Consider the following 25,522-nt stretch of genomic DNA (forward strand, 5'->3'; position numbering starts at 1 on the left):
CCAGTTCGCTAAACCCCTCCTGGAACATCAGAAACTTAGCTCGCTGAGCACCGGCGATCCAAGAGCGACGAGCGCGGCACAAGTGGGCCACATCTGCGAGCGCTCGGGAGCAGAATCCAAGAACCCGACCTCGGCACTCCAGAGTCGTATGCGAACGGGGAGGCGTGCGGTGGCAAAGGCCTGATCCGCTTCTTCGCTCCATCGAGGGCCTTGAACATTGGCAGACAGCACGGCGGAGCCGATATGGATCCAGCAACCTCGGACCACTGTCGCAAGGAAATTTGGGACACGCTTTAAGAGTGCCTCACAAGACTGCCGGTCTCTGACCGTTCTCGTGCTGGCGATGACAGCGCGGCGGGAGTTTTGTGAGAGACACTAACGACCATTCAAACTGCCATTGATCCGGTTCTCCGCCGCGGCCCTCGTGTGACGAGACGCGAGCGGAACCCCTCGCGGTCGGCCGCTGGCTGAAGTAGCTTCGGGCTCACCGCAGGAGTGTTCGAGATGGCCCTACTCGTCCGCGAGCTTCAACGATCGGCCAAAGGCCCTGTCGAAAACAATGAGGATTGGTGGCGTTTGGTCTTCGACACGGACACGAAGCGCCTCTACGTCGAGCACGAATGGGAGCATACGGACGTGCGTGGGGCTGGCCACTCAGACCACGGTAAGGAGCAGCTGGAAATCCCGGAGTATCTCTTGCAGGCGGGGCAAACGACCGGGCACCGCGAGCTCTGGCGGCTGATCCGAACACTCTTTGCTGAGGCGCACTGACCTCCGCCCTTGCCGGCCTACAGACCCTGTCCCGGCATCGCTGCCGATCTGCACCACCGCGAGATCCCAACCGCGCAGGGGCTGCCGAAGCAGCTTTGGCAACACTGCACCGGTCTCCTCGGCCTGCCGCGAGCCGCTCTTGATGGCACGCTAGAGGCAACCAATCTTGAAGGCATGGTTCGAAGTTCGCCCGCCGATTGGGTGGTGTCGCCGATCACTGTGTGGTGGGTAAACGGCTATCGCGATGGAGGAACTGATGGCGCGCCTGACGGAGTCGCTACGCTTGTTCTATGACCATCTGTGCTCACAGATCCGAGCATCTGCTGTGAGGCACGAAGCCGAGGCGGAACGCCTTCGCGCTGAGCTCGCCAAGCACTCCGGAAGACCGCCTGAAACTGCCCGTTGAGGCCCTATCCGCAGGCATTTGGAACACAGCCGGTGCTCGGGACCTGCCGCACCGGCGGGACCGCGAACCAGTGCAGTGTGCCCGCGACGAGCTTCTCGATGTCAGGCAACCGGAGCCGTCTCTTTCTGGCGGGTCACCTCGATCAAGGCCTCGTTCTTCGCATGTCCACGCCTGCCGTGGTGGATCGCGGGATGGCAAGCTTGTCAGCAAGAGCGATGCCGGACACCGGACCCCGCTTGGACGCCGATTGAGACCGGCTGCGCCGCACGCACCTGACGACGAGGCGGCCGATCACAGCATACATTGCTGTTGCATTCATGGATTGCACTTATTCCTTATTAAGCAGCGATCACGATTTCGCACAAAAATAACAAGAAAAAGCCTTGAAATTTTTTTGGAACCACTTTTGCGGCGGCGCCGTTTATTGGCCCGAAATCAGCGAGGCGTCATCTCATAGGGCAACAATGTGTCCAGGCTCGCAACCGTTCGGATATAAATTGCCGATCGCGGATCGTTATCAGTCAAACAATGAAATGCCGGCCTCATATGGTGGCGAAATAAATCAGATCAGCAGCAAATATCAAACCCGGGGAGCAACGATATCCTAGCTGCCGAAGCATGCTTTCGGCTCTCGATAATTACCCAAGTTAACTTACTTTGCTTTCTGCACATTTGTCGCAGGTTGCCAATTGGCTAACATGATCTTAGCGTCAGCCTAGATCCGAGCGGCCTCACGTCAGGCAACGTTCAGACACAAGACATCCCCGCTATTGGCCAGTTGTCGCCTGCCGCACCTCGCGAGGCACTCTTCCGCTGTCCTGTGCGAAGCGACGAATCGACGTCGCCAATCCGTCTTCCAGCTCATCGTGTCCGTCGACGATGATTTGCGTCATTATGAGAGTCCTATGCAGCGCCCCTTGCCGGCCTCCACGTCACAGCCGAACCAGAAGCCGAGCCATACGCGGGTGGTCCGGGTCTCAGCCTATTCGGTGGCAACAGTTCTTGCCCTCCTCATGACCACGGCGACGCTCCCTCCTCTCCTCGCCGATCAGTCAGACCGCGCGGTGATGAATGCGCCGATCAGCTTGCTGACTGCGCCGATTGCCGGAGAAATGACCGAAGTCTCCGCCTCAATCGGAAAACGCCTTAGAATGGGCGACTCGGTGGCACGCATCCATAACGGGCGCATCGACCGCACGACCTTGATCACCTTGGACGGCAAAGTCGACGAGTTGCGCGGCTCCCTCTTGGCGGCACGCCAGAAGAAAGAATCGGATCAGGCATACGTCGCAGCCCTTGATGCCGAGATCCGTCGACAAGTTGAGCAGACAGTCGCTAAACTCGACGGAGAGGTTGCGGAGGCTCGCGCCCGGGTCGGGTCAGCCGATGCTGAGGGTCAGTCCACCAAGGCGGTGGTGGATCGGCAGCAAGCTATGGTTGACCGCAACACAGCCAGTCTCGATCTTCTGCGTCCAACGCAGCACAAGCTCGAGGCTGCCCGGTTTGATAAGGATGCCGAGACGGCCAAGCTGAACCAGAAGCTGGCTGAACTGACTGCCGTCAAGAAGAGCGTCTTCGTGGGCAACCAATCCAACAGCTTGGCGGTGCTGACGCAGAAGCGACGGGATCTGGCCTTCGATGCTCAGCGACTGGCCATCGAAGAAGTGCAGCTCGCCGCCAGTCTCAAGGCACAAGAATCCCTATTGGTTGCAGAACGAAATCGTCTCGACAGCCTCGCAGATGCGGAAATGAGAGCGATGAACGGCGGCATGGTTCTCAGCCTCGGCGTCACCGAAGGGCGCCACGTCAATCCTGGGGACTCTGTGGCAACGCTGGTCGACTGCGAGCAATCCTTCGCAGTCGGGATTTTCTCTTATCGGCAGGCGCAGGAACTCGCGGTCGGAACCCCCGTGCGAATTTCGGCGGCAGGAAATGTTATTCCTCAACGCGGTTGGGTCAGCGAGATCTTGCCCAAGACCAGCGACAAGACCGATCAGCAATATGCGGTGCCATTTCCACAGACCGAGCGGCGGGAGATGTATGTCCTCGTCAGCCTTGATCGCGGCTCAGCACCGGAAATAGTCGAGAGCGTACTGCCTTCCCAAACAACGCGTCGCACCACGCCTTGCTCTGTAGGCCAATGGGTCACGATCACCCGGGAGAATGGTTGGATTCCATCGGCTTCCGTAGCCTGGAAAGCCGTCGCCTCCGGTTTCAGTGGGCCGGAAGCAAAGGCAGCATGGGGCGTTTTCGCCTCTGCGGCGACCAACACGACCGCAAGAGCTTCCGACCTCATCGCCCGTGGCGTCAACGGACCGGAAGCGAAGCAAGCCTGGGTCTTGGTTTCGAACAGTGCGACCCGTGCCGCGGATACAATCTCGACGACGATCCGTGAGTTGGCGGCACGAGTTCCAGGTCGCAGCACGAGCGATCCGGTAACCCAACCTGAGCGGCAGCACGCTGCCGAAAACACGCATTGATCCGGGGCTGTGCACGGATCCGGCGCCTCTTGAGTGTGACAGCGGTCGCAGCGCTCATGGTCTCGCCGCTGAGCGCTAAGCCCGAGCAGCCCGCGTCGTCACCGGAAGCGGCGCTGGAACCCTCGTCGCCTCTCGCTCAAACCCTGTGCCGCGCTCTCTCTGGAGCGATAGACGCGACCGGACCGGGACCGGCTTTTGTGGCGAGCTACCGACCGGGGCCCAGCGAGTCCGAATTGCCCGCCCCCCTGCGAAGCTCAGCTTTCACCTATGACAACGCCTTGGCGGCAATTGCGCTGGTCGCCTGCGGCGAAATCAGCCGCGCCCGTCGCATCGGTGATGCCCTACTCCGCGCGCTGGCCCGGGATCGCACCTTCTCGGACGGCCGCGTCCGTAACGCCTATCGCGCTGGTCCCATCGGCGCTGGACCGCTCGATTTGCCTGGCTGGTGGGATGCGAAGCAGAACCTCTGGGCCGAGGACCCTTACCAAGACGGCACCGCGACCGGGAACGTGGCCTGGGCAGCCCTTGCCCTCCTCACCGTTGATGCGGTCGCACCGGAAGGCGGCTACAGGGCAGGTGCTCGGCGGATGCTGGCCTGGATCTCGGACCAGACCACCGATCGACGAGATCCGGAGGGTTATTCAGGCGGCGTCGATGGCTTCGATCCAAGCCAGGCGCGGCTGACGTGGAAATCCACCGAACACAACCTCGACGTCCATGCGGTTGCGGCTTGGCTTCATCGCCTCGACGGGAGGCCGGAGGAGGCGCGTATCGCAGGGATCGCGCGGGGCTTTCTCGGTGCGGCCTTCGCCCGAGCCCCAGGGGTGTTTCGCCTTGGCACGACGCCGGAGGGGCAGCTTCAGCCCACGACCCACATTGCTCTCGATACCCAGCTTTGGCCGCTGATCGGAGTAACGGCTGCGCCCGAAGACTGGCGGCGGGCGCTGGGTTTTGCCGAGACGCACCTCGCAACTCGGGAGGGCTTCGACTTCAACGAGGATCGGGACGGTCTCTGGGTTGAGGGCACTGCGCAGGCCGCCTTGACCTTTCGCGCGCTCGGCCGACGCTCCGAGGCCGAACGCCTGCTCTCCACGATCGGTCGACACGTCTCACCCTCCGGTTTCCTCTTCGCCACCGATGTCGATCGCCTGACGACAGGAATTGCAATCGGTCCGGCGAGCACGGGGGCGGACTTCTATTATTTCCGCCGGCCTCACTTGGGCGCCACCGCCTGGGGCGTGCTTGCGGCGACGGGCTGGAATCCATTCACCGGACGGCGCGTGGAGTAAGCCCGATCATGTTCGAAGCACCTCAGGACGTCCTGTCCGTTCTCACCATCGATTCCGGCATTCTCATCAGTCTGCTCCTGATGGCGAGCCTACTCGACCGCACGAGCGCCCCTGCCCGCGTCCTGTTCGGCCTGACCACGGCGGTGTTCATTCTCTGCTACGCCGCTTGGCGCTGGCACGACACGCTACCGCGTCTGGAGCCGGAGCCCGATAAGCTTTGGCCCTACTTGTTCTTCGCCTTCGAGATGGTGGCGATTCTCTACACGCTGATGTCCATCGTCATCCTGTTTCGGTTCAAGGACCGGTCCGCCGAGGCTGATCGCGAGGAAACGCGGCTAAGCGAGAGTGGTGCGTGGCCGGCCGTCGATATTTTCATCTGCACCTACAACGAACCCCTGGATGTGGTCGAGAAATCGATCATCCCGGCCCTCGCGGTCGACTACCCGAACGCTACGGTGTGGGTCTGCGACGACACCCGCCGTGCGTGGCTGCGGGACTATTGCGAGGAAGTGGGCGCCAACTACGTCACGCGCCCCGATAACGAGGGGGCCAAGGCGGGCAATCTCAACAACGCGCTCCACCACACGGCCGGTCGCACCAACGCACCGATTATCCTCGTGCTCGACGCCGATTTCGCGGTGGCGCCCAATATCCTGCGCCGCAGCGTCGGGCTGTTCCACGACGAGCGGGCGGCCGTGGTCCAGACGCCACAATTCTTCTTCAACGCCGACCCGATCCAGCACAACCTAATGGCATCCGAGGCCTGGGTCGACGATCAGCGCATCTTCTTCGATGTGTTCCAGCCGGCCAAGGATGCCTGGGGCTGCGCCTTCTGCGTGGGCACTTCGTTTCTCGTGCGACGCGACCGCGTGACGGAGATGGGTGGGTTCCCGCACGATGCCATCTGCGAGGACATCAACCTAACCTACTCGCTGATGCGCCGCGGTTACCGGACTCACTGGCTGAATGAGCGTCTGAGTGCCGGGCTCTCGGCCGAAGGCCTGCCGGAATACATCACGCAGCGCACCCGCTGGTGCCTCGGCACCATGCAAGTCGCCCTGCTCAAGGCCGGTCCCTTCCGTGGCAGTGACTACACGCCGCTGCAGCGGCTGCACTATCTGCACGGCGTTTTGAACTGGCTGTGCAAGCCTTTCATCGTCCTGATGCTGGTGGCTCCGTCGATCTACTGGTTTTTCGATATGCCGGCCTTCTACGCCGACTATCTCTCTTTCCTCCGCTACGGCCTGCCGACGCTCTTCGCGCTCTGGACCTATAGCGGCTGGGTCTCCGGCCGACGCACGCTCCCGCTGTTCATGGAGGTGACGCACATCATGACGGCGCTTGCCATCAGCATCACCCTGGTCTCGGCAGCGGTTCGCCCGTTCGGTCGCCCCTTCAAGGTCACCGACAAGGGGGGCGACCGCTCTGCCTCGCTGGTGCGCTGGCGGATGGCCACCGGCTTCGGGGCGATTTGCCTGCTCTCGGCCGGCGCCATCATCTGGTCCTTCGTGTCGCCCTCGGGCGCGACCGAGATTTCGCCGCTCGATTATTTCAATTTGGTTTGGGCCGGCGTCGCGATGCTGTTCTGCTTCGTGGCCTTTCTTGTCTGTTTCGAGCGCCCACGTGGAGCGGAGGAGTTCCTTGTCGAGGAGCCAGTGCACGTCCGGTTCCGCGGGATCGCCTACGACGCCGTGCTGGCGAGTCTCGGGATGGGGACAGCCCAGCTGCGGATACCAGCTCTACCCCATACCATCGCGGCTGGAGACGCGGTGGAGGTGCTTCTTGAGCCGACCGGTTGGATCCCCGCTCGCCTCACGGGGGCCGAAGCAGGCGCCTGTGCGGTCGCACTCGCACCGGACCACCTGCAGCGGCAAACCCTCATCCTGCGCCTGTTCACGCGGGCCGCAGACCCAATCGCCCGCACCGCAAGCCTACGCTTGGCGTTGCGCGGCCTGATCACCCGCTGTTTCCAAGCAGCCTGACGCAAAATCTGACTGCATGACTTGCAGATCCTTGCGTTGGAGTAGCTGAAGGCCTGCCCGTGCGGCAGGATCAGATCCACGCTGCGATGGCCGTCAGATTACGCATTGCTATGGCTCTCCCGGATGGAGGCGAGAAAGCGGCGCCGATAGAATCCAAAACCTGCGGGATGATATAATTTTGTGAGTCGCCCAATGAATCTCCGCTTATCCCGCATCACGATTCATGATTTCAAATCGTTGGAACAAGTAACGGCTGGCAGCCTTATCATAGCATAGCTCGGCACGCTTCGATGAAGATGGAGCGCGCAGTTCGCACGACGGCGTTCTGATCCGATCTTGCCTGCTCATTCGTATTGGACGAGCGCCCAGCAGCAATGTCGTCGGAGAATTCGCCCGGTCCGCGCGTTTCGCTTCGCGCGCTCAGGATGAACCTCTCGATCTCGTTCGCACCGCGGCGCCCAAGTCAGTCTTGGGCTACCGCCCCGTTTTGTCCGATCAGAGGAGATCGATTATGCGGATCGTGAGAATGCTGATGCTGGCCGTGCCGGTCTGCGTCCTCGCCCACGCCTCCGCGGCTCAAACACACGATGCTCCGACACTGGCGGCCGGGAGGCCGGCGAACCTCTGCCAGGAACTCGTTGCCTTTGTGCGTCAGCCCGCGGCCGGCGCTCAGGCTGCCGACACACCGCCGCGCTTGGCAACGGCTGTTTCGGCGAAGAATAACAGCGATGCGTCGGCAAAGCCTGCGGCGGAGACGACCCCACAGAGCAGCTCGGGACAGAGTGCTCAGATCACCGCGTCAGGCCCGGGCGCTGCCGGCCCGCAGGGGCAAGCGCAGAACCTAGCAGCGCCTGCGGGCTCCACCGCGACCGCCTCGGGACCCGAGCGGAGCGGGTCGTCCACTCAGCCGGACACGTCGAAGCCGTCGGCAGAGAACGTGACGCAAATCGAGGCTGCCGCCCGGACCAACGATCTCCCCGCTTGCCGGGCAGCCGCGCAGTCCATGCGTCGTGCCGGCGTTGTCATGCCGGCGCCACTCCTGGCCCTCGCGGCAATGACGCCAAAGCTGCTGGAAGGCGCCTCTTCTCCGTAACGGGGGTCGCGGCTGCTCCTGATCTGCCTTCCCTGGACCAGCCGGTCCGCCTGATCACGCAGGATCATCTCCAATGAAACACCGCCTACAAACATCTTGGTTAGTTCCGACCCTGCTCGGCTCCGCGGCCGCTCTGGGAGCCTCTGCACTGTATGCTGTCTACAATGCACGCGAGGCCGAGCGACGGACGCCGCCGGCAGGCGAGTTCATCACAGTGAATGGCGTGCGCCTGCACTACGTCGAGCGCGGGCGTGGCGAGGCACTGGTGCTCATCCACGGCAACGGCACTATGATCCAAGACTTCCTGAGCAGCGGCATCGTCGACGCTCTCGCGAAGCGCTTCCGCGTGATCATCTTCGACCGCCCTGGATACGGCTACAGCGACCGGCCTCGGGGTGTATGGACGCCGCGCGCGCACGCGACGCTTTACCAGAAAGCCTTGCAGCAGCTCGGTGTCACGCAGGCCGTGGTGCTTGGACACTCCTGGGGCGCGCTGGTCGCGGTCGCCCTCGCTCTGCAAGCCCCGCAGCTCGTGCGCAGCCTCGTCCTGGCATCGGGCTACTACTACCCGACGCTGCGCGCCGACGTGGTTCTCGCCTCGCCCGCCGCGATCCCGATCATCGGCGATGTCCTACGCTACTCCGTTTCGCCGCTGGTCGGGCGCGCGCTCCTTCCCGCCATGATCAAAGGCATGTTCGCGCCGGCCGACATTCCCGAGCGCTTCGATCGAGAGTTCCCGACCGACATGATGCTGCGCCCGTTGCAGTTGCGGGCATCTGCGGAGGATGCGGCGATGATGACGCCGGTCACGGTCGAGCTTCAGCAGCACTACCATGACCTCGACCTCCCCGTCATCATCATCGCCGGTGGCGCCGACCAGATCGCCGATGTCGGCCGTCAATCACAGCGGCTACACGATGAATTGCCGAACAGCACGCTCATCGTGGTTCCCGGGATGGGGCACATGATCCACCATCTCGCGCCGGAGAAGGTCGTCGAGGCCGTGGAGCTCGCCTCGAAGCAGTCCCAGGCGACCGCCGCGTAGGGAAGGCAGCGATGCGCATCGGAAGTGATCTGAGGCGTGGCGAACGTCGGCGCCGCGTTTCACCGACGTTTCCGCTTGGGGCGGATCGACCGGACTCCGGGCTTGCAGGATGGGGCGTGGTGGCCCTCTCCCACGCTCGCCGCTGCCTCGGATTGGCTCGGGAGGGTGCCCCCCAACGCGCCGCTGCGTCCCGGTATGGCGCCCACTCCGGACGCCTCCAGCCTCGACGCCTGACCGGCTGGGCACCCCTCGCTGGGCAGGACCGCTTCCAGCCTGCCTCCGGTCGGCCCCGCTTCCGTGCAAACCCGGCTTCCCCGACATGCTCACCGGACGTCGAGGATCCCTTCCTGCGGCCTATCCAAGAGACCGGGCCGCCTGGCACTCGGGTCGCGTCGAGTTGGGAGCTGTTCATTCGCAGGCCCCTTATCCGAGCCTGCCCGCACCCTACTGCCCACTATCGTCTCGGGACGCTACGTGCCTTGCCGGCTCTGATGGCACCGGCGGCTGCGGCGGCGATCCGCGACATGAATTTCTTCGAGAACCGGCCGAGCGGCTTGGCGTCCTCGAGCGCCCAAGACGTAGTGGGATCGTCGGTGTTGAACTCGTCCACGATGACCCAGGCTGGCGTGGAGAGCTTCGCACGGCGTGCCTCGGTCTCGGGAACCTCTACGAAGTGATTGGACGACCCTGGCGGCTGGCTGGTGATCGGGAACAGGAGGGGTTTGGAACGACCGTCCTTGCCGACGACGATGAGCATGACGCAGGTTGGGCGTGCCTTCCGGCCGGTCTCTTCGCCGCGATCGTGCTCCCGTGCCCAGAGGTAGGAGTAGAGGATGATCTCGCCGTGCTGGGGCTCAGTCATCGCGTCCCTCGTCCTGCGCGACGGCATCGAGCCCGGCCAGGATCTCGTCGCGCTCCGGAGCCGTCAGGTCTTCGGCACGGTACGCGCGCTGCGAGCCTGTGCCGGTCAGGCGATCGAACTGCTCGGCGGTCATCAGAACGAACTTGCGCTTTCCGCGCTTGGTGATGTCCACGGGGCCACGGAAGGCTGCCTCGACCACCTCGCCCGACTTGTTGCCGAGGTCCGTCAGGGTGAAGCTTGCCATCGGTACATCCCTCGATATCCATGAAATAGCTGAATTAGCTGCTTTAGCTGAAATCGCAAGGGGGCCGGCGCTCATGCGCCGGCCTTCACCCCCCGCCGGACGGGGATGCCCTTCGCGATCGCCTTGTCGGCGAGGTTGTCGGAGATCCCGCCGCCGGGGAAGTGCACGATCCCGATCGGATCCTGCTCGAGGAGAAGGTCGTTGCGCCGGAAGGGCGCGGCCCGCTTGTGGCGCTTCCAGTCGGGCTTGAACACGACCTGCTGGACCCGGCGGTTCTCGGCCCACTTCGCGGCGATCAGCTCGGCGCCTTCCCCGCCACCGTGCATCAGCACCATGTCGGCGTGCTTGGCCCGGACCTTGTCGAGGGTGTCCCAGATCACCGTGACGTTCTGGTATTCCTTGCCGCCGGTGAAGGCGATCCGGGTGCCCTGCGGCAGGTGGATTTCGGTCTCCGCCCGGCGCCGCGCGTTGACGAAGTCCCGGCTGTCGATCATCGCCGCGATCATCGTGGCCCGGTTCACCTGCGAGCCGGAGCGCGGGCGCCACAGCGACCGGGTGGTTCGGGTGAAGAGGTGGGCGGCGGCGTCGCGGGCGTACTCGAAGCTGTTGCGGCGCTCCGACAGGGTGAGCCCGAGGGCGGTGAGGCGCTCCAGCTCGACCGAGAGCACCTCGCTGCCATCCTGATCGCGCTGGCTCATGCGCTGCGCCTGCTCGTTCTCGTCGAGCTTGCGATCGATCTGCTCGACCCGGCGGTGGAAGACGTTCACGAACCCCCACAGCACGTCCTCGAGGTCGTCCTCCAGGCGGGTGCCGGCGAAGGCTCCCTCGAGGGCGGTGATCGCCACGGTCAGGGCCCCATCCATCGCGCGCTTGGCCGGTAGCGGCCGGGGATCGTCGTGCTCCTCGAACGGGCGGTAGCCGGTCAGCGCCAGCTCCTCGAGCAGGGTGGGGTCGGCGGGCAGGTCCTCGTCGAGGTCGTGGGTCAGGTGGTCGAGCATCGCGGTGGTCCTTCGGGTCCGGCAGGCCAGCGTCCATCGTGGCCTTCGTGGCGACCAAAGGCCGGGCCGGGGGGCCTGGCGCACCCGCGCGAGGGTCCGCATCGCACCGTCAGGCGATGCGGCCGCGCGGGCCGGAGCGAAGCGGAGGACGGCCCTGGCCGTCGATTTTGCCTCGCGATGCAAAGCCGCCGTCAGGCGGCGGCGGAAAATCGTCGGACAGGGCCGTTGCGCCTAAGGCCCCCGACCCGGCACCCGTCGCCCTCTCAAGAAGGCCGTGGACGCAAAGGCCCTCTCACGGGCCCGGACAGCCTGCGGCTCGACCCTCCCCGAAGGCCCCGGTCAGGCTGCGATCGACTCCGCTGCCTCCTCGAACCGGAGGTGCGCCACCGCGTCGTTCGGGTCGAGCTGGGGCGCCAAATGCAGGGCGAGATCCTGCGGGCCGAGGTGGCGCAGGTCGGTGTTGAAGTCGTCCTCCCGAGGATCCAGGTCGGTCACCAGGATGCCCTCGGCCTCGGCGCGCCGGCGCAGGATCGCCGCTCCCCGCTCGCCGGCTGGATCGGCGTCGCGGGCGATGTAGAGGTGGCGCAGGCCGGGAGGAAGGATCAGGGCGGCGAGGTGCGCCCCCGACAGGGCGGCGACGTGCGGAACGCCCGGCAGGACGCGCTGGACCGACTGCACGGTCTCGACCCCTTCGCCGGCCACCATCAGATCGGACACCGTGCCGGGAAAGCGCACGCCATGGCCGAGCTGGTTGCCGAGGGCCCGTCGCGGGTTGCGCAAGGCGGCCTTGTCACGCCCGTCCGCAGCGAGCCACGTCCGGCTGACGGCCATGACGGCGCCCGAGAGATCGGTGACCGTGGCAAGCAGGGCCGGATGATAGGTGTCCGGGCCGGCCGGGTCCTTGCGGGAGAGCCGGTACAGGCAGCGCGGGTGGAAGCGTAACGCGGGCTGGGTGACGGCGTGCTCGAGCCCGCGCGAGCGCAGGTAGGCCTCCGCCACGGTGCCGGCGATCGGGCGGCCGTAGCGCAGCATCCGCCGGGCCGAATCGGTGGTGTCGCGCGCCTCCGGGAGCGGGCGGGCCCGCTCCGACACGGGCGGCTGGGGCAGGCTCAGGAACCCCCGCGCCTCCTCCAGGGCATCGCGCCAACTCTCGCTGTGCTGGATCCGGAGCACGTCGAGCAGGTCGCCGTGCTCGCCGGTCGCCGCGTCCGTCCACTTGCCGCGGGCGCCCTTGCCGCTCCTCGGGCCGGTGAGCCGTACGTACAGCGACTCGCCTTGCGTGTTGTGGACGTCGCCGACACACCACCACCGGCCGTTCCGGTGGCCGTTCGAGAGGTAGCGCCGGCAGAACGCCTCGACGTTGTCGGCGAGCTGGCGGGAGAGATCAGCGGCGGTGGGATGGGTCGACATGTCGGCCTCCGTCGGGTCCGGATATTAAGCGCGGCCGTTGACGGCGACGCAACGTAACAGGGCATGACGTTCGAGCACGGCCGTCAGGACTGCCTCCCCGCGCTCGCCGGTGGGAATGAACAGGCGGGTGCGCCAGGCGATCACCTCCGAGAACAGACCGATCGCCTTCAGGCCCGCCCGGGCGCTGTCACTGGAGCCGATCAGTTCGATCCGGTCCTCGCCCATCACGCGCGCGCCTGATCTGGAGCCCGCCGGCGAGCTGCAGGCTAGCGCGCCCGCCGAGCACGGCCGCGAAGGCGTCGGCCGGGGCCATGGCGGTACCGGCGCCGAGTTTCAGCCGCTCGCGGGTGACGTAGAGGTCCTCCGGATCGACGACGCGCCCGACGATGCGCTCGCCCTCGTCGGTCACGAGCCGGAACACCCGCATGTCGATGCCCGGCAGGCGGTCCCAGATCGGCAGCAGCAACCCGGTGACCACGTACAGGGTGCGCTCCTCGAACTCCGGCAGGTTGGCGAGCTCCGTGCTCCAAGGCGGCCCGGAAGGTCTCAAGCGTGGCCTCGCCGAAGTGCGAGCGCGCGTACTGATCACGGTCGAGGATCTGGCGCTGGAGCGGGCGCACGAGGCGCACCCGGGCCACCACCGAGCCGTCCTCGCGGGTTTCGCTGGCCGCCTTCCCCATCAGCGCCGGCCGGACTTCGCGTTGACGACGGGCTCGTAGCCGTCGGCGATCAGGTCGAGCGCCGCGTCGAATTCGAGCGGCCGGAGCCGGCGCCGCTCGGCGATGGTCAACAGATGGGTGCGCGCGCCACTCTGGGGATGGGTGTAGGCCACCTCGCGGTCCGTGACGGTGAGCACCCGCACCGGGTTCTGGACCGCGAGGTCGAGCGCCATCGTGTAGGACTGGGCGTCGGTCATGCGCTCTCGCTTGGGTACGAGGGGCCGAGAGGCTCTCTCTCAGCTTTGCTGATCCCTCGATAGGGCGTTGCCGCCCCTCTCGTCTCGTTCGGCCCGGCTCACGGCCGCCGGACGACGATGGGTCGGGTATCCATCGCCTGGGCGAGCTGGCGGATCAGGGCGAGGTCGGCATCCGAGCAGGTGCCTCGCACCGCGATGTCGATCCAGTGCCCGCCGCGACCGACATGGCTGTCGCGCAGGCGGTGGTTCGACGAGGTGTAGAAGCTCTCGTTCGGCTCGCACAGGCGCACGCGCGAGGTCAGGAACACGATCCCCGAGCCGAGATTGCCGCAGAACAGGCGCTCGTCGGCGCCGGTGGTCTTCGGGCCGCCGCCGACCGTGCGCTGGCCGATCTGCCGGAAGGCCTCGGCGAAGCTCGCCGGGTTCGGCGTCGTCCGGGGGGTGAATGTGTGCCGACCGCCCCACGGAGGCCGAGCCGGATCGATCCGGCCGGTGGCGATCTCGTGCAGCAGGGTCCCGAGGTAGCTCGGATCGGCCGGATATGGGCAGACCCGCCACAGCGCCCGGATCGCCAAGCGCTGGGCGGTCGGGTGCGCGAAGAGACGGGCGCGGGTCCGGCGCCAGCCGTCGGCCCGCTGCCGGCGGCTCTCCTGCTGCTGGCGCTCCCATTGGCCGGTACGCCGCACCATCTCGACGTCGACGTCGAGCTGGCGCTCGGCGAGCGCTACGGCGAACAGGGGAAGCGCCCCCTGCTCGCGGACTTGTTTGCGCCGGTACGCCGCGCGTTTGCGCGACGTGTCCTCGAACGGCGTCGGACGCGGCCAGCGCTTGAAGCGCATCACGCCGCCTCCCGCAGGGGCGCCGTCTCGTCCTCCGGCCCATCCTCCTCGATCTGTTCGCCGACACCGGCCGGGGCGAACTCGGGCGGCAGGCGGCCGAGCAGCCAGTCGGCCGAGCGGCTGGCAAGCCCCGCCGCCTGCACGATGGCGCGGGGATCGGAGCGCAGCACCTCGAGCCAGGACGCGATGTAGTCGGCGTGGCGCACGGTGGGTACGATGCCGAGGCTGGCGCAGACGTAGGCCGCCGAGATCTCGGCCACATATCCTGACAGTCCAGCGGAAAATGGCGGTTGGAAGGTGAAAACTATCGGTGCCTCCAGCACTGCCCAAAATCCCATGGCTCCCCCGAGGCGGGGGTGGGCGGCGAGACCGACCGGGGAGGCCCGCAAGCGGTGGGGCGCAACCGGAGGGGCGAAATGAAATGGAGCAGCTCGGCGAAGCCGGGCTTGCGGCACGCCGTGGCGGGCCTAGCAGGGAGCGCCGACCAGACCCGCATCGAGGGAGGCCCAACGACAGCGCCGCCGCGCCAGCGGCGTCCGCATCAAGATATGCGTGATCGATGCCCGTCGGCTACGAGCTGAAGCTTGCCTTCTTAATTCTGCGATTTTAGGATCGCCGGGAAGGCATGGCCCGTGCCTCCTCCCTCCGATTTGGGGAAGCATTCGACATGCGGGGTAACTTACTCAATCGAACGCACTCTGTTCGAGCGAATGCATAAGGAGGGGTTGCAGAAACTGCTCGAAAAGGAGGCTTTCGATGAAGTTGTCTGCTCCGATTTTCCGCCTGAAAAGACAGGCGAAGCTGCTTTCCCGCGAAACCAATGCGCCGTTGCACGCGTCTCTTGATGAGGTCGCGAAACGAGAGGGGTATCGAGGCTGGAGTCATCTCGCGAGTTCCAGTTCGCATGATCGGCCAGCGCCTAAACTACTGGCTCACTTTGTGCCTGGCGATCTCGTGCTGCTCGGTGCGCGCCCCGGTCACGGCAAAACCCTGCTTGGCGTCGAACTGGCCGTAGAAGCGGCGCGAGCGGGTCACCGCAGCTTCTTCTTCAGCCTGGAGGAAACCGAATCGAGCATCTCCAACCGTCTTCAAGGCCTCGGCTTCGACATGGACGAAACCGGAAACGCACTGGTGATCGATACGTCAGACGCCATTTGCGCCGATTATATTATCGAACGCGTAGGACATGGTCAGGACGACAGCGTGGTAGTGGTCGACTATCTTCAACTACTGGATCAAAGGCGACGAAATCCCGAACTCGCAGTTCAGGTCAAAACGCTCGCGGGCTTCGCCTGTACAGCGTCAACGATCATCGTTGCGATCTCTCAGATCAATCGCTCGTTCGACATGGAAGGCAAACCTCTTCCGAACCTATCGAACGTTCGACTGCCCAATCCCGTCGACTTGGCTCTTTTCACGAAGACTTGCTTCCTGCACAATGGAGAGATGCGGGTCGATGCGGTGAACTGAGATAATATAGGGAAGCGGCCGAGCCCGCGAGGGATCGGCCGCTCAGCCTTGGTCGCTGCTGGGTCATGGCTGCTGGGCGTGCATCCAGTCGGCTGCCGCCTGCGCCTTGCTCGCCGCGGTAAAGATCGCCCGAGGCTCGTCCTTGAGAAGTTGTAGCCACGAGGTGATGTAGGCCGCGTGGTCGCCTCGCGGTTCGTGCGCGATCCCGAGGTCGGCGAGCAGGAACGATGCGGTCTGTTCGGCGGTCGCTTCCTCCATGCCGAGTGCGTGCCTGATCCACTTGGCGCCGAAATCCCGGTCGAGCCGATGGGCTGCGCCGCTGGCATGAGCTGCCTCGTGAATATGGGTGGCGTAGAATCCGTGGGCATCGTGAGAGGCGCTAGAGCGGCGACCTTTTAATCGGACGCATATCCCTTGTCCTTGAGGAAGTTCCAGCACTCCTGCGGCTCGAACAGCCCGCAGATGTCGCCGATGGCACGCCAGAGGGCGTCGAAGGTGCGCGCCTTGGCCTTGCGCAGGTGAGCTTTGAGCTTGGCGAAGGCCTGCTCGATCGGGTTGAGGTCGGGCGAGTAGGGCGGCAGGAACAGGAACCAGGCGCCGTGCTGCTTCAGGCAGGCGGCGGCCTTGGGGCTCTTGTGGACGGCGAGGTTGTCGAGGATGACGACGTCACCCTTGTTCAGGGTCGGGGCGAGTTGGGTCTCGACATAGGCCTCAAAGGCGGCCCGGTTCATCGCCTTGTCGATCACCCAGGGCGCACTCAGGCGGTCGCAGCGCAGCCCGGCGATGAAGGTCTGCGTCCCCCAATGGCCAAAGGGCGCCTTGGCGTGCAGCCGCGTGCCCTTGCGGCTGCGCCCGCGCAGGCGGGTCATCTTGGTGGTGACGGAGGTCTCGTCGAGGAAGACGAGGCGATGGCAGGCCTTCCGCATCAACGGCTGGCGCTTTGTGCGCCATTCATGACGATCCTCAGGGATGGGTGCGCGACCGCGTTCGGCGGCCATCAGGGCATTTTTTTATACGTGAAGCCGCGCTGGCAGAGGAAGCGTGACAGCGCCCCCGGCGTGACCGTCACGCCGTGCTCGGCCAACAGCCGCTCGGCCAGTTCCGGCATCGTGATGTCGGGCGTGGCCTCAACCGTCGCGATCAGAAAGCCTGCCACCGGTGCTCGCTTGCCGCTGCCCTTGGGCCGCCCTCGTGCCGCGGGTGCGACCGACCCGGTTCGGGCTCGGCGTTGCGCCAGCTTGACCGCACAACTGGGGCTGACGGCGAAGCGACGGGCCGCGCCACGGCGCGAGTGCCCTTCCTCAACCCAACGGCTGATCCGCTCACGAAGGTCCAGCGAGTAGCATTCGCCCATGATCCACCTCCAAGCAGAAGGGAATGATACGGTTTCCGCTTGATCAGTTCGGGGGGATTCCGGCTGGTGCGGTGTGGGGTTAGCCTGTGCGCCTTTGGCGGAGGCGGACATGGCTCACATCGCCGACCATCTGAGCGTGGAGGAACTAGGCCGGCGGGCTCGCACCAGCGCGGACGCCTGCGCGGCGCGGCGCTATCAGGCGATCTGGCTTCTGGCCCATGGGCGGGTCATCGTCTGCGTCGATGACGGAAACTGGTACGACGCCGACGGCGGCGTCTGGCGCTCGGGCCGGGGCCGGGTTCTCCGGCGCACGCCCGACCTGGCGAGCGTCCGGTTGAACCGGCCGATCCTGGCCACCTGCCACCGCGCCCACGACACGAGCCTCCACGGCCCCACCGATCTCGCCGCCTGGTGCCAGCGCTGCCACCTGGACCACGATCGGCCGGAGCACGTCCGGCGGCGGCGCCTGACCTTTCTGCGCCGCCGGGCGCTGGGAGACCTGTTCCTCGGGCCGTATCCGGTGCTCTGAATGCTGGTCGCATCCGACAGGTCCCGTCTGGCCGGGCTGATCGATGGGAAGGATCGCGCCCTGCTCGCGGCGTTCCTGCGCGACGAGGGGACGGCGTTCGGTCTGAACCCGTTCCCGTCGACCACGGCCGGCGCCGCGCACCTGACCTGTGCGGGTCTGGCGTTCGAATATCCGATCCTCGGCATCCACTCGGCCGGCCTACCGTGCCTGCTGGAGGCGCTGGCCGCGTTGCCGAAGGCGACGCCGCTCACGCGCTGCATCCTGAAATCCACGGGGCATACCTGTAACGTGTTCATCACCGCCGAGGGGGCCTGTGTCGGCGCGTACTTTTACGGGAAGGCCGGGGTGCCTCTTCCGGTATTCGCGCCGGCTGCGCCCAAGCCGGCGCCGCGCAAGGGCCGGACGCGCCAGACGAAGGCCGAGCAGATCGATCTCTTCTTCGACGTTGCCTGAAGCCGCCCAAGTCATTCCTAAAATACTCGATCCGCGCCAAATCGACGGATACGGAAAGCCGCCCAACCCTGTACTGTCTTGTCTTATCAGTCGATCATGGGCCGTAGCGCGCCTAGATCATTCGGCAGATGGCTACAATAGGAGTGTATCTGTCACGGCAATTGTAGATCATTAATTTTATTCAGCTAAGTCCGGATTTTAGGAAATATGATGCGGTCTAGCACCATGACCCGTGTTGCGCCAAATGCCGTTGGACCTGAGGGAAGTTCCGCGCTCCTGCAAAGTCATCTGGCCGCGATATCGACGGTGATCGAGCGGATGCGGCAGGAAATCGCCGAGCTGCGGCATGAGCAGGAGACCGGCCGCACCTGCGACGAGTTGAACGCGGTGGTTCAGGGGACCGAGCGGGCCACCAACACCATCCTGTCGACCGCGGAAGCCGTCGATGCCCCGACCCGCGGGATCGCCAAGCGGAGCCGCGACGAGGGGACCCGGGCGGACGTGATGGCGATCCAGGATCACGTGCAGACGATCTTCGAGGCCTGCAACTTCCAGGATCTCACCGGCCAGCGCCATCGCGAAGGTGGTGAGGACGATCGAGTTCGTCGAGGAGCGGATCGTCGAGATGGTGCGCCTGTGGTCCGGTTCGAGCGCGGCGGCTCCGACGCTGGCGCTCCGCGAGCGGACCGGCAAGTCCGCGCTCCTGAACGGTCCGGCGCTGCCCGGTGCGGTCAGCGTGTCCCAGGATGCCATCGACGCGATGTTCCCTTAGGCCAACCGGGAGCGAGATCCATGATGGGACAGACGCTTCTGATCACCGACGATCCGGGTCGGAGCGCGGATCTCGTGGGCGGTCTCGATCCCGGCTTGGCGTACCGGGTCCACGACCTGCGTGACGAGGCGGATCCAGCCGAGGCCGCGGCGGTGCTGGTCACGGATGTGGCCGATCTCGGGGCGGCCAACGTCGAGCGCCTGCGCCAGCTTCTGGCACGGACGCGCCGCGGTACTCCGCTGGTCGTGCTGCAGCGCCAGGACACGCTGCAAGCCCGCCTTCAGGCACTGGCGCTCGGGGCGAGCCGGACGGTGAGGGCTCCCTTCGACCTGGGCCGGCTCCGGCGCGCGCTGGGCGCGGCGGAGGATCGGGCGGAGACCGTGCCGGCCGAGGCCCGGCGACGGGCCGAGGCGGTGCGCGCCTTCTACGGGTCGGTCTTCGTGGCCGGCGGGCCGGTGACGCCGGTCGTGGTCGACAACGGCACCGACCTCGTCGCGCAGGCGGTCCAAGAAACCGGCATCCGCGACTGGATCCGGGCGGTGCGCCGCTTCGACGATGCTACGCACCAGCACTGCCTACTGGTGGCCGGGCTGGCCGCTGCCTTCGCGGCGAGCCTTAGCCTCGGACCTTGCGAGCGCCATCGGCTGACCAAGGCGGCGTTGCTGCACGATGTCGGCAAGATCCACGTCCCGGCCGCGATCCTCAACAAGCCGGGCAAGCTCGATGCAGCGGAGAAGGCAGTGATGCGCCTGCATCCGGCGCAGGGCGAGGCCATGCTGGCCAACCAGGGCTTCGAGCCGGAGTTCCTCGGCGTGGTACGCTCGCATCACGAGATGCTCGACGGCTCCGGCTACCCGGACGGGCTCGTGGGGAGGGCGATACCCGATCTCGTGCGTGTGGTGACGGTGTGCGACATCTACGGCGCCCTGATCGAGCGCCGGTCCTACAAGCCGCCGATGGCGAGCGAGGCCGCCTACGCGATCCTCCAGGGGATGATGGGCCGCCTCGATCCTGCGCTGGTGAAGGCCTTTCATCCCATCGCGACGGCTTTCACGCCAAGCTTCCCCCTCGACACCTGACCTCGGTTTAATGGGCGTACCATGCACATCGTCCTCGTCGATCCCAGCGGCGTGATCCGCAAGACAATCTCGGGAATGCTCATCGCGGCCGGACACACCGTGGTGGCGTTCTCGGACTCGGCCGCGGCGCTGGCGCAGGTCGCTGCCGATCCGTCGGTGACCTGCGTGCTCACCAGCCTTGAGGTTCAACCGCTCGACGGGCTGGAGCTGTGCTGGTCGCTGCGGGCTCTGGCCGACGATCGGCGCCCCCTGACGATCCTGGTGATGTCCTCCGCACGGGAAAGGCGGCCGCTGGACGAGGTGCTCGATGCCGGCGCGGACGACTTCCTGATGAAGCCGCCGGAGGCGCAGGAGTTGCGCGGGCGCCTACGCTCGGCCGAGCGGGTGCTGAAGCTGCAGCAGGCGCTGATCCGGCAGGCCGACACCGACCACCTGACGCAACTCCTGAACCGCGGTGCCTTCATGCGTCAGGCCCAAGCGGCGGTCGAGAGCGCGGCGGTGAGCCGCCCCCTGGCGGTGATGCAGCTCGACATCGACCATTTCAAGAAGATCAACGACCGCCATGGCCACGACGTGGGGGATCTGGTGATCCGGCACATCGCTCAGATCCTACGGGAGACCGGTGCGATCGCCGGACGGCTGGGCGGGGAGGAGTACGCACTGCTCCTCCTGGACCACAGCCTGGGCGCCGCGGCGGTGGTGGCCCACCGCGTCCGCAGTCAGTGCGCCGGCTCGGCGCTTCTGCAGCGAAGCTGTCCGCTTCGGTTCACGGTCAGCATCGGGCTGAGCGAGTGGTCCGAGGGGGACAGCGTCGGCACGCTGCTCAAGCGAGCGGACGTATCGCTGTACGCGGCCAAGGAGGGCGGCCGCAACCGCGTGGCGATGACAAGCTCCACGTTGAAGACCGAGTTCGTGAGCTAGGAGTGCAAACCCGATGAACTTGACTAGGCGGGGAACTGCTTGCGACGCGAGCCCGCGCGATTATCTTTCGACTCCACCTGAAGCCGCGCGGTTCATGCCTCAACGGCAGGATCGCCGGCATACGGACTTTCCGCGACCCGGCTGCGGATCGAAGCTTGAGGAGCCTGCATCATCAGCAGTGGTCAAGCGATCAATCTTTGAGAAATGCGCTCGCGTTGCAGATCTCATTGACCCCAATGACTGTCTTCTGGGTGTGCACGCTGCCGGTCGCGAGCGGATCCCTGCGGCAGGTATCGGGCGTGTGAGCTGAAAGGCCGTCGATGAGTCGATACGAGTTCGATGAACCGGGCGTCAGTCTCGCGATCGGCTGGGATGCCCCGCTCTCCACTTTCTACCTCCAGATCCGGAACGCGGCGCTGCACACCGCCGAAATGGATGAGGAGGAGCGCGCCTCACCACAGATCTGGTTCGGAACGGAGTACGCAAAACACCTCACTCCAGGCCTCCTCACGCTCGCACGCCAGCATCTTCCGAGCCTCCCCGAGAACATCGAGGTGTGTCTGATGCGCGATATGACCGAGGAGCCGGCCCGGCCGCTCTCCCCCGATCACGTTGAGATCCGCCAGATGATCGAGACATTGCTAGGCGAGCTTTCTCCTGTCCCGTAGGCCCCACAGCGCTCCTCCGCCGAGCAGGCGCGTGTGGACACTGAGGCGCTCTTCAAAGGGAGCACCTCGCATCCGGGTCCCAGGCAGTCAGAGTGAAGCTGCTGCACGGTCGCGGATCGCCCTGATCCTCCACGCGAGCCCGCGCGATGTGGTCGTCACCCGCAGGGCCGAAACCCGAAGGGGTTCGGGGAGCGAAGCGAGTAGGGCACGGTTCCGCAGGAACGCGCCCACTCTTCGTCTATTAGCATAACCCTGGATTGCCGTGCCCATGATCGATGGAGCGATCCAAATCATCATGAGCATTCCGTCTATGATTACGATCCATATCTCGAAGCGGACAGTCAGGCGCCAGGACCGCATATTATAGAAAGTCAATTGAATGGTATATTTTAGATTTAGCTGACATCGGTTTTATCCGCCGCCTTCGATGTTGGTAACATGGTTTGCTGTGTGAGATCCCGCGGTCGCGCGGGGTTTTTCTCATCGAGTACGCGATAAACGCTTCTGCGTGAGATCCCCAGCGCGCGAGCGATGGCGGTCGGCCCCTCCCTTGCCGCATGGCGCCGACGGATCTCCTCCTCGGGCACGGATTTCGGCCGGCCCTTGCCGGCGTAGACGCCAGCCGCCTTGGCGGCTTCGATCCCGGCGCGCTGGCGCTCCAGGATGAACTTGCGCTCCATCTCGGCCACCATCCCAAGCACAGTGACGACGATCCGTCCGACGTCGCCGCCGGTGGTCAGCTCCGGATCGAGGATGCGCAGGCAAGCGCCCTTCTGGTCGAGTTCGTGCACGAGGTTCAGCACGTCGCGGGTCGAGCGGCCGAGCCGGTCGAGGCGGACCACCACCAGCTCGTCGCCTTCGCGCAGGAACTGCATCACGGTGGCGAGCTCAGGCCGGTCGTCGGCGGATTTGCCCGACATCTTTTCCGAGCGGATCACGGTGCAGCCGGCGGCCTTGAGCTTCTCGAGCTGGATGGTGAGGTCCTGATCGGTCGAGGAGACGCGGGCGTAGCCGAAACGGGGCATTTTGGGCCTTCGAACGTGCCAAAAGGGTGGCCTGCACATCTATCATGTAGCATAATTCGAAACTGACCGTTTTGCCTCATACGGAAGCTGTGCCATGAGGTCGCGGCGTAACGGTGTACCTTTTTGCGGCGCCCATCCACCGGATGGAAATCCATCTCTGGCAACCGAACCAGTTTGGGTATAGCTAATCGCTTCATGCATATGGAGCGATAATTGCCATGGAATCGCGATCTACGAAAATCGTTGACGGGGGCAAACTCGTCATTCCTGCAAGCTTCCGCCGCGAACTCGGCGTTCAGGTCGGTGATACAGTGGTGATGGAGATGGTGGATGGCGAGCTTCGGGTACGATCTCGCAATGCTGCTATCGACGAAATCCAGAAGATTGTTCGGGGCTTGGTGCCCGAAGGGGTCAGCGTGGTCGACGAGTTCCTAGCTGACAGGCGCGCCGAAGCGGCCAAGGAGTGACCCCGTGGCCATGAAGTACGCGTTGGACGCGTCAGCCCTGCTCTGCCTATTGAACCAGGAAGAGGGACAGGACCGCGTTCGGGCTGCGCTGTCCGAGTCGGCCATGTCCGCCGTGAACCTCTCGGAGGTCATCGCCAAGCTCGTGGAGCGTGGAGGGGCCGTCGCGACCCTTAGCCGAGCGTTGGACCACCTGCACCTCGCAGTGGTCGAATTCGATCGCACTCAGGCGGTCGAGGCTGGCGCACTCCGGGTGGCCACGCGCCAGGCCGGCCTGTCCTTCGGGGACCGCGCCTGCCTGGCCCTGGCAAAGACGCGCGGCCTCGTCGCCCTGACGGCGGATCAGGCGTGGGCACAACTGGACGATGCCGTCGGCATCACGGTCGAGCTGGTACGTTGAGGCGATGGCGGGCGCCGCGGCCCTCGCAGCGATCGCGACCGGGCTGAACGAGCGGCAGCAGGCCTATCTGCTCGCGCCCTACGATGAGGATCAGGCCCGCGAGGCCTCCCACCAGCGACCTGACGGGCCGCCGGCTCGGCAGTGGCGCTGGATCGAGTATGGCCCCGTTGGCCACAGATGGCTCGACGGGCCGGGATCTCGGCTGCTGCGGGCCAAGCTGGCCGAGTCCGGCATGATCAGCCAGAGCACCGGCGCCACCTGGGTGTGGATCGGCATCGGCTGATGCCCCCTCCCACGAGCCCACTTAAGTCATTGCAGCATCGTCTGAACCGCGCTGATAGATGGTTTCACGATCGGCGCCAGTCTTGACCCCAACCAAAATGCGTATTTTCATGTTATAGCAATTAGGTAGATAGAGCGTGTTATGAACTGATAGGCAGGATTGGCGTTGTGGATCATGCCTTCTGATCGCCGCTCCTATCCGTCCGACGTGTCTGATGAAGAATGGGCACTGGTAGCGCCCTACCTCGCGCTGCTGCGGGAGGACTCGGCTCAGCGCGACCACGAGTTGCGCGAGGTGTTTAACGGGCTGCGCTACATCGTGAAGACGGGGGCGCCCTGGCGGTTCATGCCGCACGATCTGCCGCCTTGGGCGGCCGTGTATCAGCAGACGCAGCGTTGGCTGTCGGCCGACAGTTTCGCGGACGTGGCCGGCGACCTGCGGGCGGTGCTGCGGATGGCGGCGGAGCGGGAGCCGGAGCCCTCGGCGGTGATCCTCGATAGCCGGACGCTGCGCTCCTCGCCCGAGAGCGGCGAGCGGGCCGGCTATGACGGGGCCAAGCGCAAGCGGGGTGCGAAGCTGCATCTGGCCGTTGACACGCCGGGCCATGTCGTGGCGCTGCACGTGACGCCCGCCGATGTCGACGACCGGGCCGAGGTCGGCCGGCTGGCCGCCGAGGTGCAGGCGGAGACGGGCGACAGCGTCGAGTTGGCCTTTGTCGACCAGGGCTATTCCGGGCCTAAGCCCGCCGCCGCCGCGAGCGCGCACGGCATCGACTTGGAAGTGGTGAAGGCGCCTGAGGCCAAGCGCGGCTTTGTCCTGCTGCCGCGCCGATGGGTGGTGGAGCGCTCGTTTGCCTGGGCCACCCGCTGTCGGCGGCTGGTCAAAGATTACGAGCGCTACGCCAGCACGTTGGCTGGCCTGCACATGGTCGCCTTCGTCTGCCTCATGCTCCGACAAGCTGAAAAGCTTATGACAAGTGCATAACAGGCTCTAGAATTTTGCAAGGGTCATGGTTCGGGTCTGGCTGACTTTCGATGCGGTTGCCTCCCCCGGCGCCGATCAGCCGCGCTTCGAGCAGATCGAGCTTGGCCCGGCCGTACATTTGCCGCTTCACGAGTTTGAGGCGGGTGATCTGCCCCTCGGTCTGGCCGTTCGACCACGGCTCGGATCGCGCCGCGGTAACAGCCGCCTTGTCCCTTGCCAGGCCGTTCGCGAAGGATGCGAGGAGACCGCAGGCAGCCGTATCGGTCCAAGTGTCGAGGTCCGGATGTCTCCGCTCGCGGATCATGGCCTGGAAGCCAGACAGGAGCGAACGGGCCTCGTCGAGCGCCGGGACCGCTGCCTCGATCGTCGCCACCGTCACGGCTTCGGCCTTACTCAAGTTGTCCCGACCGCTCGTCATCAGCCGCGCGAGGAGGCGCGCAGACGGGACCTTGCCGGGCGCACGCTCGGGAGACTGCTCATGGCGTCGGCGGCGGGTCGCGCACTCTCCGACGACGCGCAGGCTGCCGGTGAATCCGCTTGCGCGCAGGCGTCGCCACAGTTCGGCACCGTTGCGCCAGCCGGCCGTCCACTCGGCATCGAGCCGGGGTAGATAGGCCTCCAGGCTGCTCTGGCGCGCCCGGAACACGTCGCCGGTCAAGCCGCGCAGCACGGTGCGCACGAGCTTGCGGCTGTGGCCGGTCGTACGGACGATCTGCCGGATCGGAACGCCCTGTCGTGACAGCGTCAGGATCGCCTCGGCAGTCGCCGTCTGTGTTTAGGCGTGG

The 25,522-nt window shown here is 65.5% G+C and carries 27 protein-coding genes and 2 pseudogenes; 15 read left to right on the forward strand and 14 right to left on the reverse strand.

Features of this window, described 5'->3' with window-relative positions; genetic code table 11:
* The first annotated feature begins 504 nt into the window (after positions 1 to 504).
* The 5 genes from Y590_RS05250 to Y590_RS05275 all read left to right on the forward strand — a co-directional run bounded on the left by Y590_RS05250 (position 505) and on the right by Y590_RS05275 (position 9,066).
* Positions 505 to 771 carry a hypothetical protein gene (locus tag Y590_RS05250; RefSeq protein WP_135299905.1) on the forward strand — a complete coding sequence of 89 codons (267 nt, stop codon included), beginning with the start codon at positions 505 to 507 and terminating at the stop codon, positions 769 to 771.
* A gap of 1,272 nt (positions 772 to 2,043) precedes the next feature.
* Positions 2,044 to 3,657 (forward strand): HlyD family secretion protein, encoded by a 1,614-nt coding sequence (locus Y590_RS05255; protein WP_144439929.1) that lies wholly within the window; start codon positions 2,044 to 2,046, stop codon positions 3,655 to 3,657.
* A gap of 233 nt (positions 3,658 to 3,890) precedes the next feature.
* On the forward strand, positions 3,891 to 4,946 hold the full coding sequence (locus Y590_RS05260; protein WP_286161855.1) for a hypothetical protein: 1,056 nt from the start codon (positions 3,891 to 3,893) through the stop codon (positions 4,944 to 4,946).
* Between the two features lie 8 nt (positions 4,947 to 4,954).
* The gene (locus Y590_RS05265) at positions 4,955 to 6,928 is read left to right on the forward strand and encodes a glycosyltransferase family 2 protein (protein WP_286161856.1); all 1,974 of its coding nucleotides are present in this window, start codon (positions 4,955 to 4,957) and stop codon (positions 6,926 to 6,928) included.
* Between the two features lie 1,166 nt (positions 6,929 to 8,094).
* Positions 8,095 to 9,066, forward strand: a complete 972-nt coding sequence (locus tag Y590_RS05275) for an alpha/beta fold hydrolase (protein WP_060768943.1) — start codon at positions 8,095 to 8,097, stop codon at positions 9,064 to 9,066.
* Positions 9,067 to 9,520: 454 nt separating this feature from the next.
* On the opposite strand, the gene Y590_RS05280 is transcribed toward Y590_RS05275, so the two are convergent.
* The 9 genes and pseudogenes from Y590_RS05280 to Y590_RS05320 form a co-directional block, all read right to left on the reverse strand.
* A complete protein-coding gene (locus Y590_RS05280; RefSeq protein WP_060768944.1) occupies positions 9,521 to 9,928 on the reverse strand; it encodes a hypothetical protein in 408 nt (135 codons plus the stop codon).
* Positions 9,921 to 10,172 carry a type II toxin-antitoxin system Phd/YefM family antitoxin gene (locus tag Y590_RS05285; RefSeq protein WP_060768945.1) on the reverse strand — a complete coding sequence of 84 codons (252 nt, stop codon included), beginning with the start codon at positions 10,170 to 10,172 and terminating at the stop codon, positions 9,921 to 9,923. The genes Y590_RS05280 and Y590_RS05285 overlap by 8 nt, the downstream gene beginning before the upstream one ends.
* Before the next feature lie 71 nt (positions 10,173 to 10,243).
* Positions 10,244 to 11,170: a DUF2493 domain-containing protein gene (locus tag Y590_RS05290; RefSeq protein WP_060768946.1), complete on the reverse strand. Its 927-nt coding sequence runs from the start codon at positions 11,168 to 11,170 to the stop codon at positions 10,244 to 10,246.
* Between the two features lie 339 nt (positions 11,171 to 11,509).
* Positions 11,510 to 12,580: a DUF7146 domain-containing protein gene (locus tag Y590_RS05295; RefSeq protein ID WP_060768947.1), complete on the reverse strand. Its 1,071-nt coding sequence runs from the start codon at positions 12,578 to 12,580 to the stop codon at positions 11,510 to 11,512.
* A gap of 24 nt (positions 12,581 to 12,604) precedes the next feature.
* Complete coding sequence (locus Y590_RS27210) at positions 12,605 to 12,805, reverse strand: hypothetical protein (protein WP_060768948.1); 201 nt, start codon at positions 12,803 to 12,805, stop codon at positions 12,605 to 12,607.
* Positions 12,768 to 13,130 carry a hypothetical protein gene (locus Y590_RS27215; protein ID WP_060768949.1) on the reverse strand — a complete coding sequence of 121 codons (363 nt, stop codon included), beginning with the start codon at positions 13,128 to 13,130 and terminating at the stop codon, positions 12,768 to 12,770. The genes Y590_RS27210 and Y590_RS27215 overlap by 38 nt, the downstream gene beginning before the upstream one ends.
* Before the next feature lie 129 nt (positions 13,131 to 13,259).
* Entirely contained in the window at positions 13,260 to 13,496 is a 237-nt protein-coding gene (locus Y590_RS27220) for a hypothetical protein (RefSeq protein ID WP_060768950.1), read from the reverse strand.
* A 98-nt stretch (positions 13,497 to 13,594) separates the two neighbouring features.
* A complete protein-coding gene (locus Y590_RS05315) occupies positions 13,595 to 14,335 on the reverse strand; it encodes a hypothetical protein (protein WP_060768951.1) in 741 nt (246 codons plus the stop codon).
* Positions 14,335 to 14,595 (reverse strand): annotated as a pseudogene (locus Y590_RS05320) (zincin-like metallopeptidase domain-containing protein); the annotation flags it as partial. The pseudogene Y590_RS05320 and the gene Y590_RS05315, both read right to left, overlap by 1 nt.
* Positions 14,596 to 15,091: 496 nt before the next feature.
* On the opposite strand from Y590_RS05320, the gene Y590_RS25475 reads away from it, so the two are divergent.
* Positions 15,092 to 15,805 carry a DNA helicase gene (locus Y590_RS25475; RefSeq protein WP_083530762.1) on the forward strand — a complete coding sequence of 238 codons (714 nt, stop codon included), beginning with the start codon at positions 15,092 to 15,094 and terminating at the stop codon, positions 15,803 to 15,805.
* Positions 15,806 to 15,868: 63 nt separating this feature from the next.
* On the opposite strand, the gene Y590_RS05325 is transcribed toward Y590_RS25475, so the two are convergent.
* Entirely contained in the window at positions 15,869 to 16,243 is a 375-nt protein-coding gene (locus tag Y590_RS05325) for a zincin-like metallopeptidase domain-containing protein (protein ID WP_353612594.1), read from the reverse strand.
* Positions 16,201 to 17,159, reverse strand: a protein-coding gene (locus Y590_RS25480; RefSeq protein WP_144440053.1) for an IS630 family transposase whose coding sequence is annotated in 2 segments (ribosomal slippage) — positions 16,201 to 16,809 and positions 16,812 to 17,159 — 957 coding nt in all. Because the reading frame shifts where the segments join, the coding sequence is not laid out codon by codon here. Before Y590_RS25480 ends, Y590_RS05325 begins: the two co-directional genes overlap by 43 nt.
* 109 nt (positions 17,160 to 17,268) lie before the next feature.
* On the opposite strand from Y590_RS25480, the gene Y590_RS05340 reads away from it, so the two are divergent.
* The gene (locus Y590_RS05340) at positions 17,269 to 17,688 is read left to right on the forward strand and encodes a hypothetical protein (RefSeq protein ID WP_286161857.1); all 420 of its coding nucleotides are present in this window, start codon (positions 17,269 to 17,271) and stop codon (positions 17,686 to 17,688) included.
* Entirely contained in the window at positions 17,689 to 18,141 is a 453-nt protein-coding gene (locus Y590_RS05345; RefSeq protein ID WP_060768955.1) for a hypothetical protein, read from the forward strand.
* A 198-nt stretch (positions 18,142 to 18,339) separates the two neighbouring features.
* Here the strand turns inward: Y590_RS05345 and Y590_RS26785 are convergent, their stop codons facing one another.
* A complete protein-coding gene (locus tag Y590_RS26785; protein WP_158509728.1) occupies positions 18,340 to 18,894 on the reverse strand; it encodes a hypothetical protein in 555 nt (184 codons plus the stop codon).
* 42 nt (positions 18,895 to 18,936) lie between these two features.
* On the opposite strand from Y590_RS26785, the gene Y590_RS05355 reads away from it, so the two are divergent.
* The 3 genes from Y590_RS05355 to Y590_RS05365 all read left to right on the forward strand — a co-directional run bounded on the left by Y590_RS05355 (position 18,937) and on the right by Y590_RS05365 (position 21,581).
* Positions 18,937 to 19,992 (forward strand): HD-GYP domain-containing protein, encoded by a 1,056-nt coding sequence (locus Y590_RS05355; RefSeq protein ID WP_060768956.1) that lies wholly within the window; start codon positions 18,937 to 18,939, stop codon positions 19,990 to 19,992.
* A 21-nt stretch (positions 19,993 to 20,013) separates the two neighbouring features.
* Positions 20,014 to 20,913, forward strand: coding sequence for a GGDEF domain-containing protein (locus Y590_RS05360; RefSeq protein ID WP_060768957.1), 900 nt, complete (start codon positions 20,014 to 20,016; stop codon positions 20,911 to 20,913).
* A gap of 320 nt (positions 20,914 to 21,233) precedes the next feature.
* Entirely contained in the window at positions 21,234 to 21,581 is a 348-nt protein-coding gene (locus Y590_RS05365; RefSeq protein ID WP_060768958.1) for a hypothetical protein, read from the forward strand.
* A gap of 395 nt (positions 21,582 to 21,976) precedes the next feature.
* Here the strand turns inward: Y590_RS05365 and Y590_RS05370 are convergent, their stop codons facing one another.
* A complete protein-coding gene (locus Y590_RS05370) occupies positions 21,977 to 22,606 on the reverse strand; it encodes a recombinase family protein (RefSeq protein WP_286161858.1) in 630 nt (209 codons plus the stop codon).
* Between the two features lie 218 nt (positions 22,607 to 22,824).
* Between Y590_RS05370 and Y590_RS05375 the strand changes: the two genes are divergently transcribed.
* The 4 genes from Y590_RS05375 to Y590_RS05390 all read left to right on the forward strand — a co-directional run bounded on the left by Y590_RS05375 (position 22,825) and on the right by Y590_RS05390 (position 24,737).
* Positions 22,825 to 23,073: an AbrB/MazE/SpoVT family DNA-binding domain-containing protein gene (locus tag Y590_RS05375; RefSeq protein ID WP_060768959.1), complete on the forward strand. Its 249-nt coding sequence runs from the start codon at positions 22,825 to 22,827 to the stop codon at positions 23,071 to 23,073.
* A gap of 10 nt (positions 23,074 to 23,083) precedes the next feature.
* On the forward strand, positions 23,084 to 23,470 hold the full coding sequence (locus Y590_RS05380; RefSeq protein ID WP_060768960.1) for a type II toxin-antitoxin system VapC family toxin: 387 nt from the start codon (positions 23,084 to 23,086) through the stop codon (positions 23,468 to 23,470).
* A gap of 4 nt (positions 23,471 to 23,474) precedes the next feature.
* Positions 23,475 to 23,753, forward strand: a complete 279-nt coding sequence (locus Y590_RS05385; RefSeq protein ID WP_060768961.1) for a hypothetical protein — start codon at positions 23,475 to 23,477, stop codon at positions 23,751 to 23,753.
* 174 nt (positions 23,754 to 23,927) lie between these two features.
* Positions 23,928 to 24,737 (forward strand): IS5 family transposase, encoded by an 810-nt coding sequence (locus Y590_RS05390; protein ID WP_060772089.1) that lies wholly within the window; start codon positions 23,928 to 23,930, stop codon positions 24,735 to 24,737.
* Between the two features lie 64 nt (positions 24,738 to 24,801).
* Here the strand turns inward: Y590_RS05390 and Y590_RS05395 are convergent.
* Positions 24,802 to 25,509 (reverse strand): annotated as a pseudogene (locus tag Y590_RS05395) (transposase); the annotation flags it as partial.
* Positions 25,510 to 25,522 lie beyond the last annotated feature (13 nt).

Origin of the sequence: Methylobacterium sp. AMS5, assembly GCF_001542815.1 — a bacterium.
Taxonomy (GTDB): Bacteria; Pseudomonadota; Alphaproteobacteria; order Rhizobiales; family Beijerinckiaceae; genus Methylobacterium.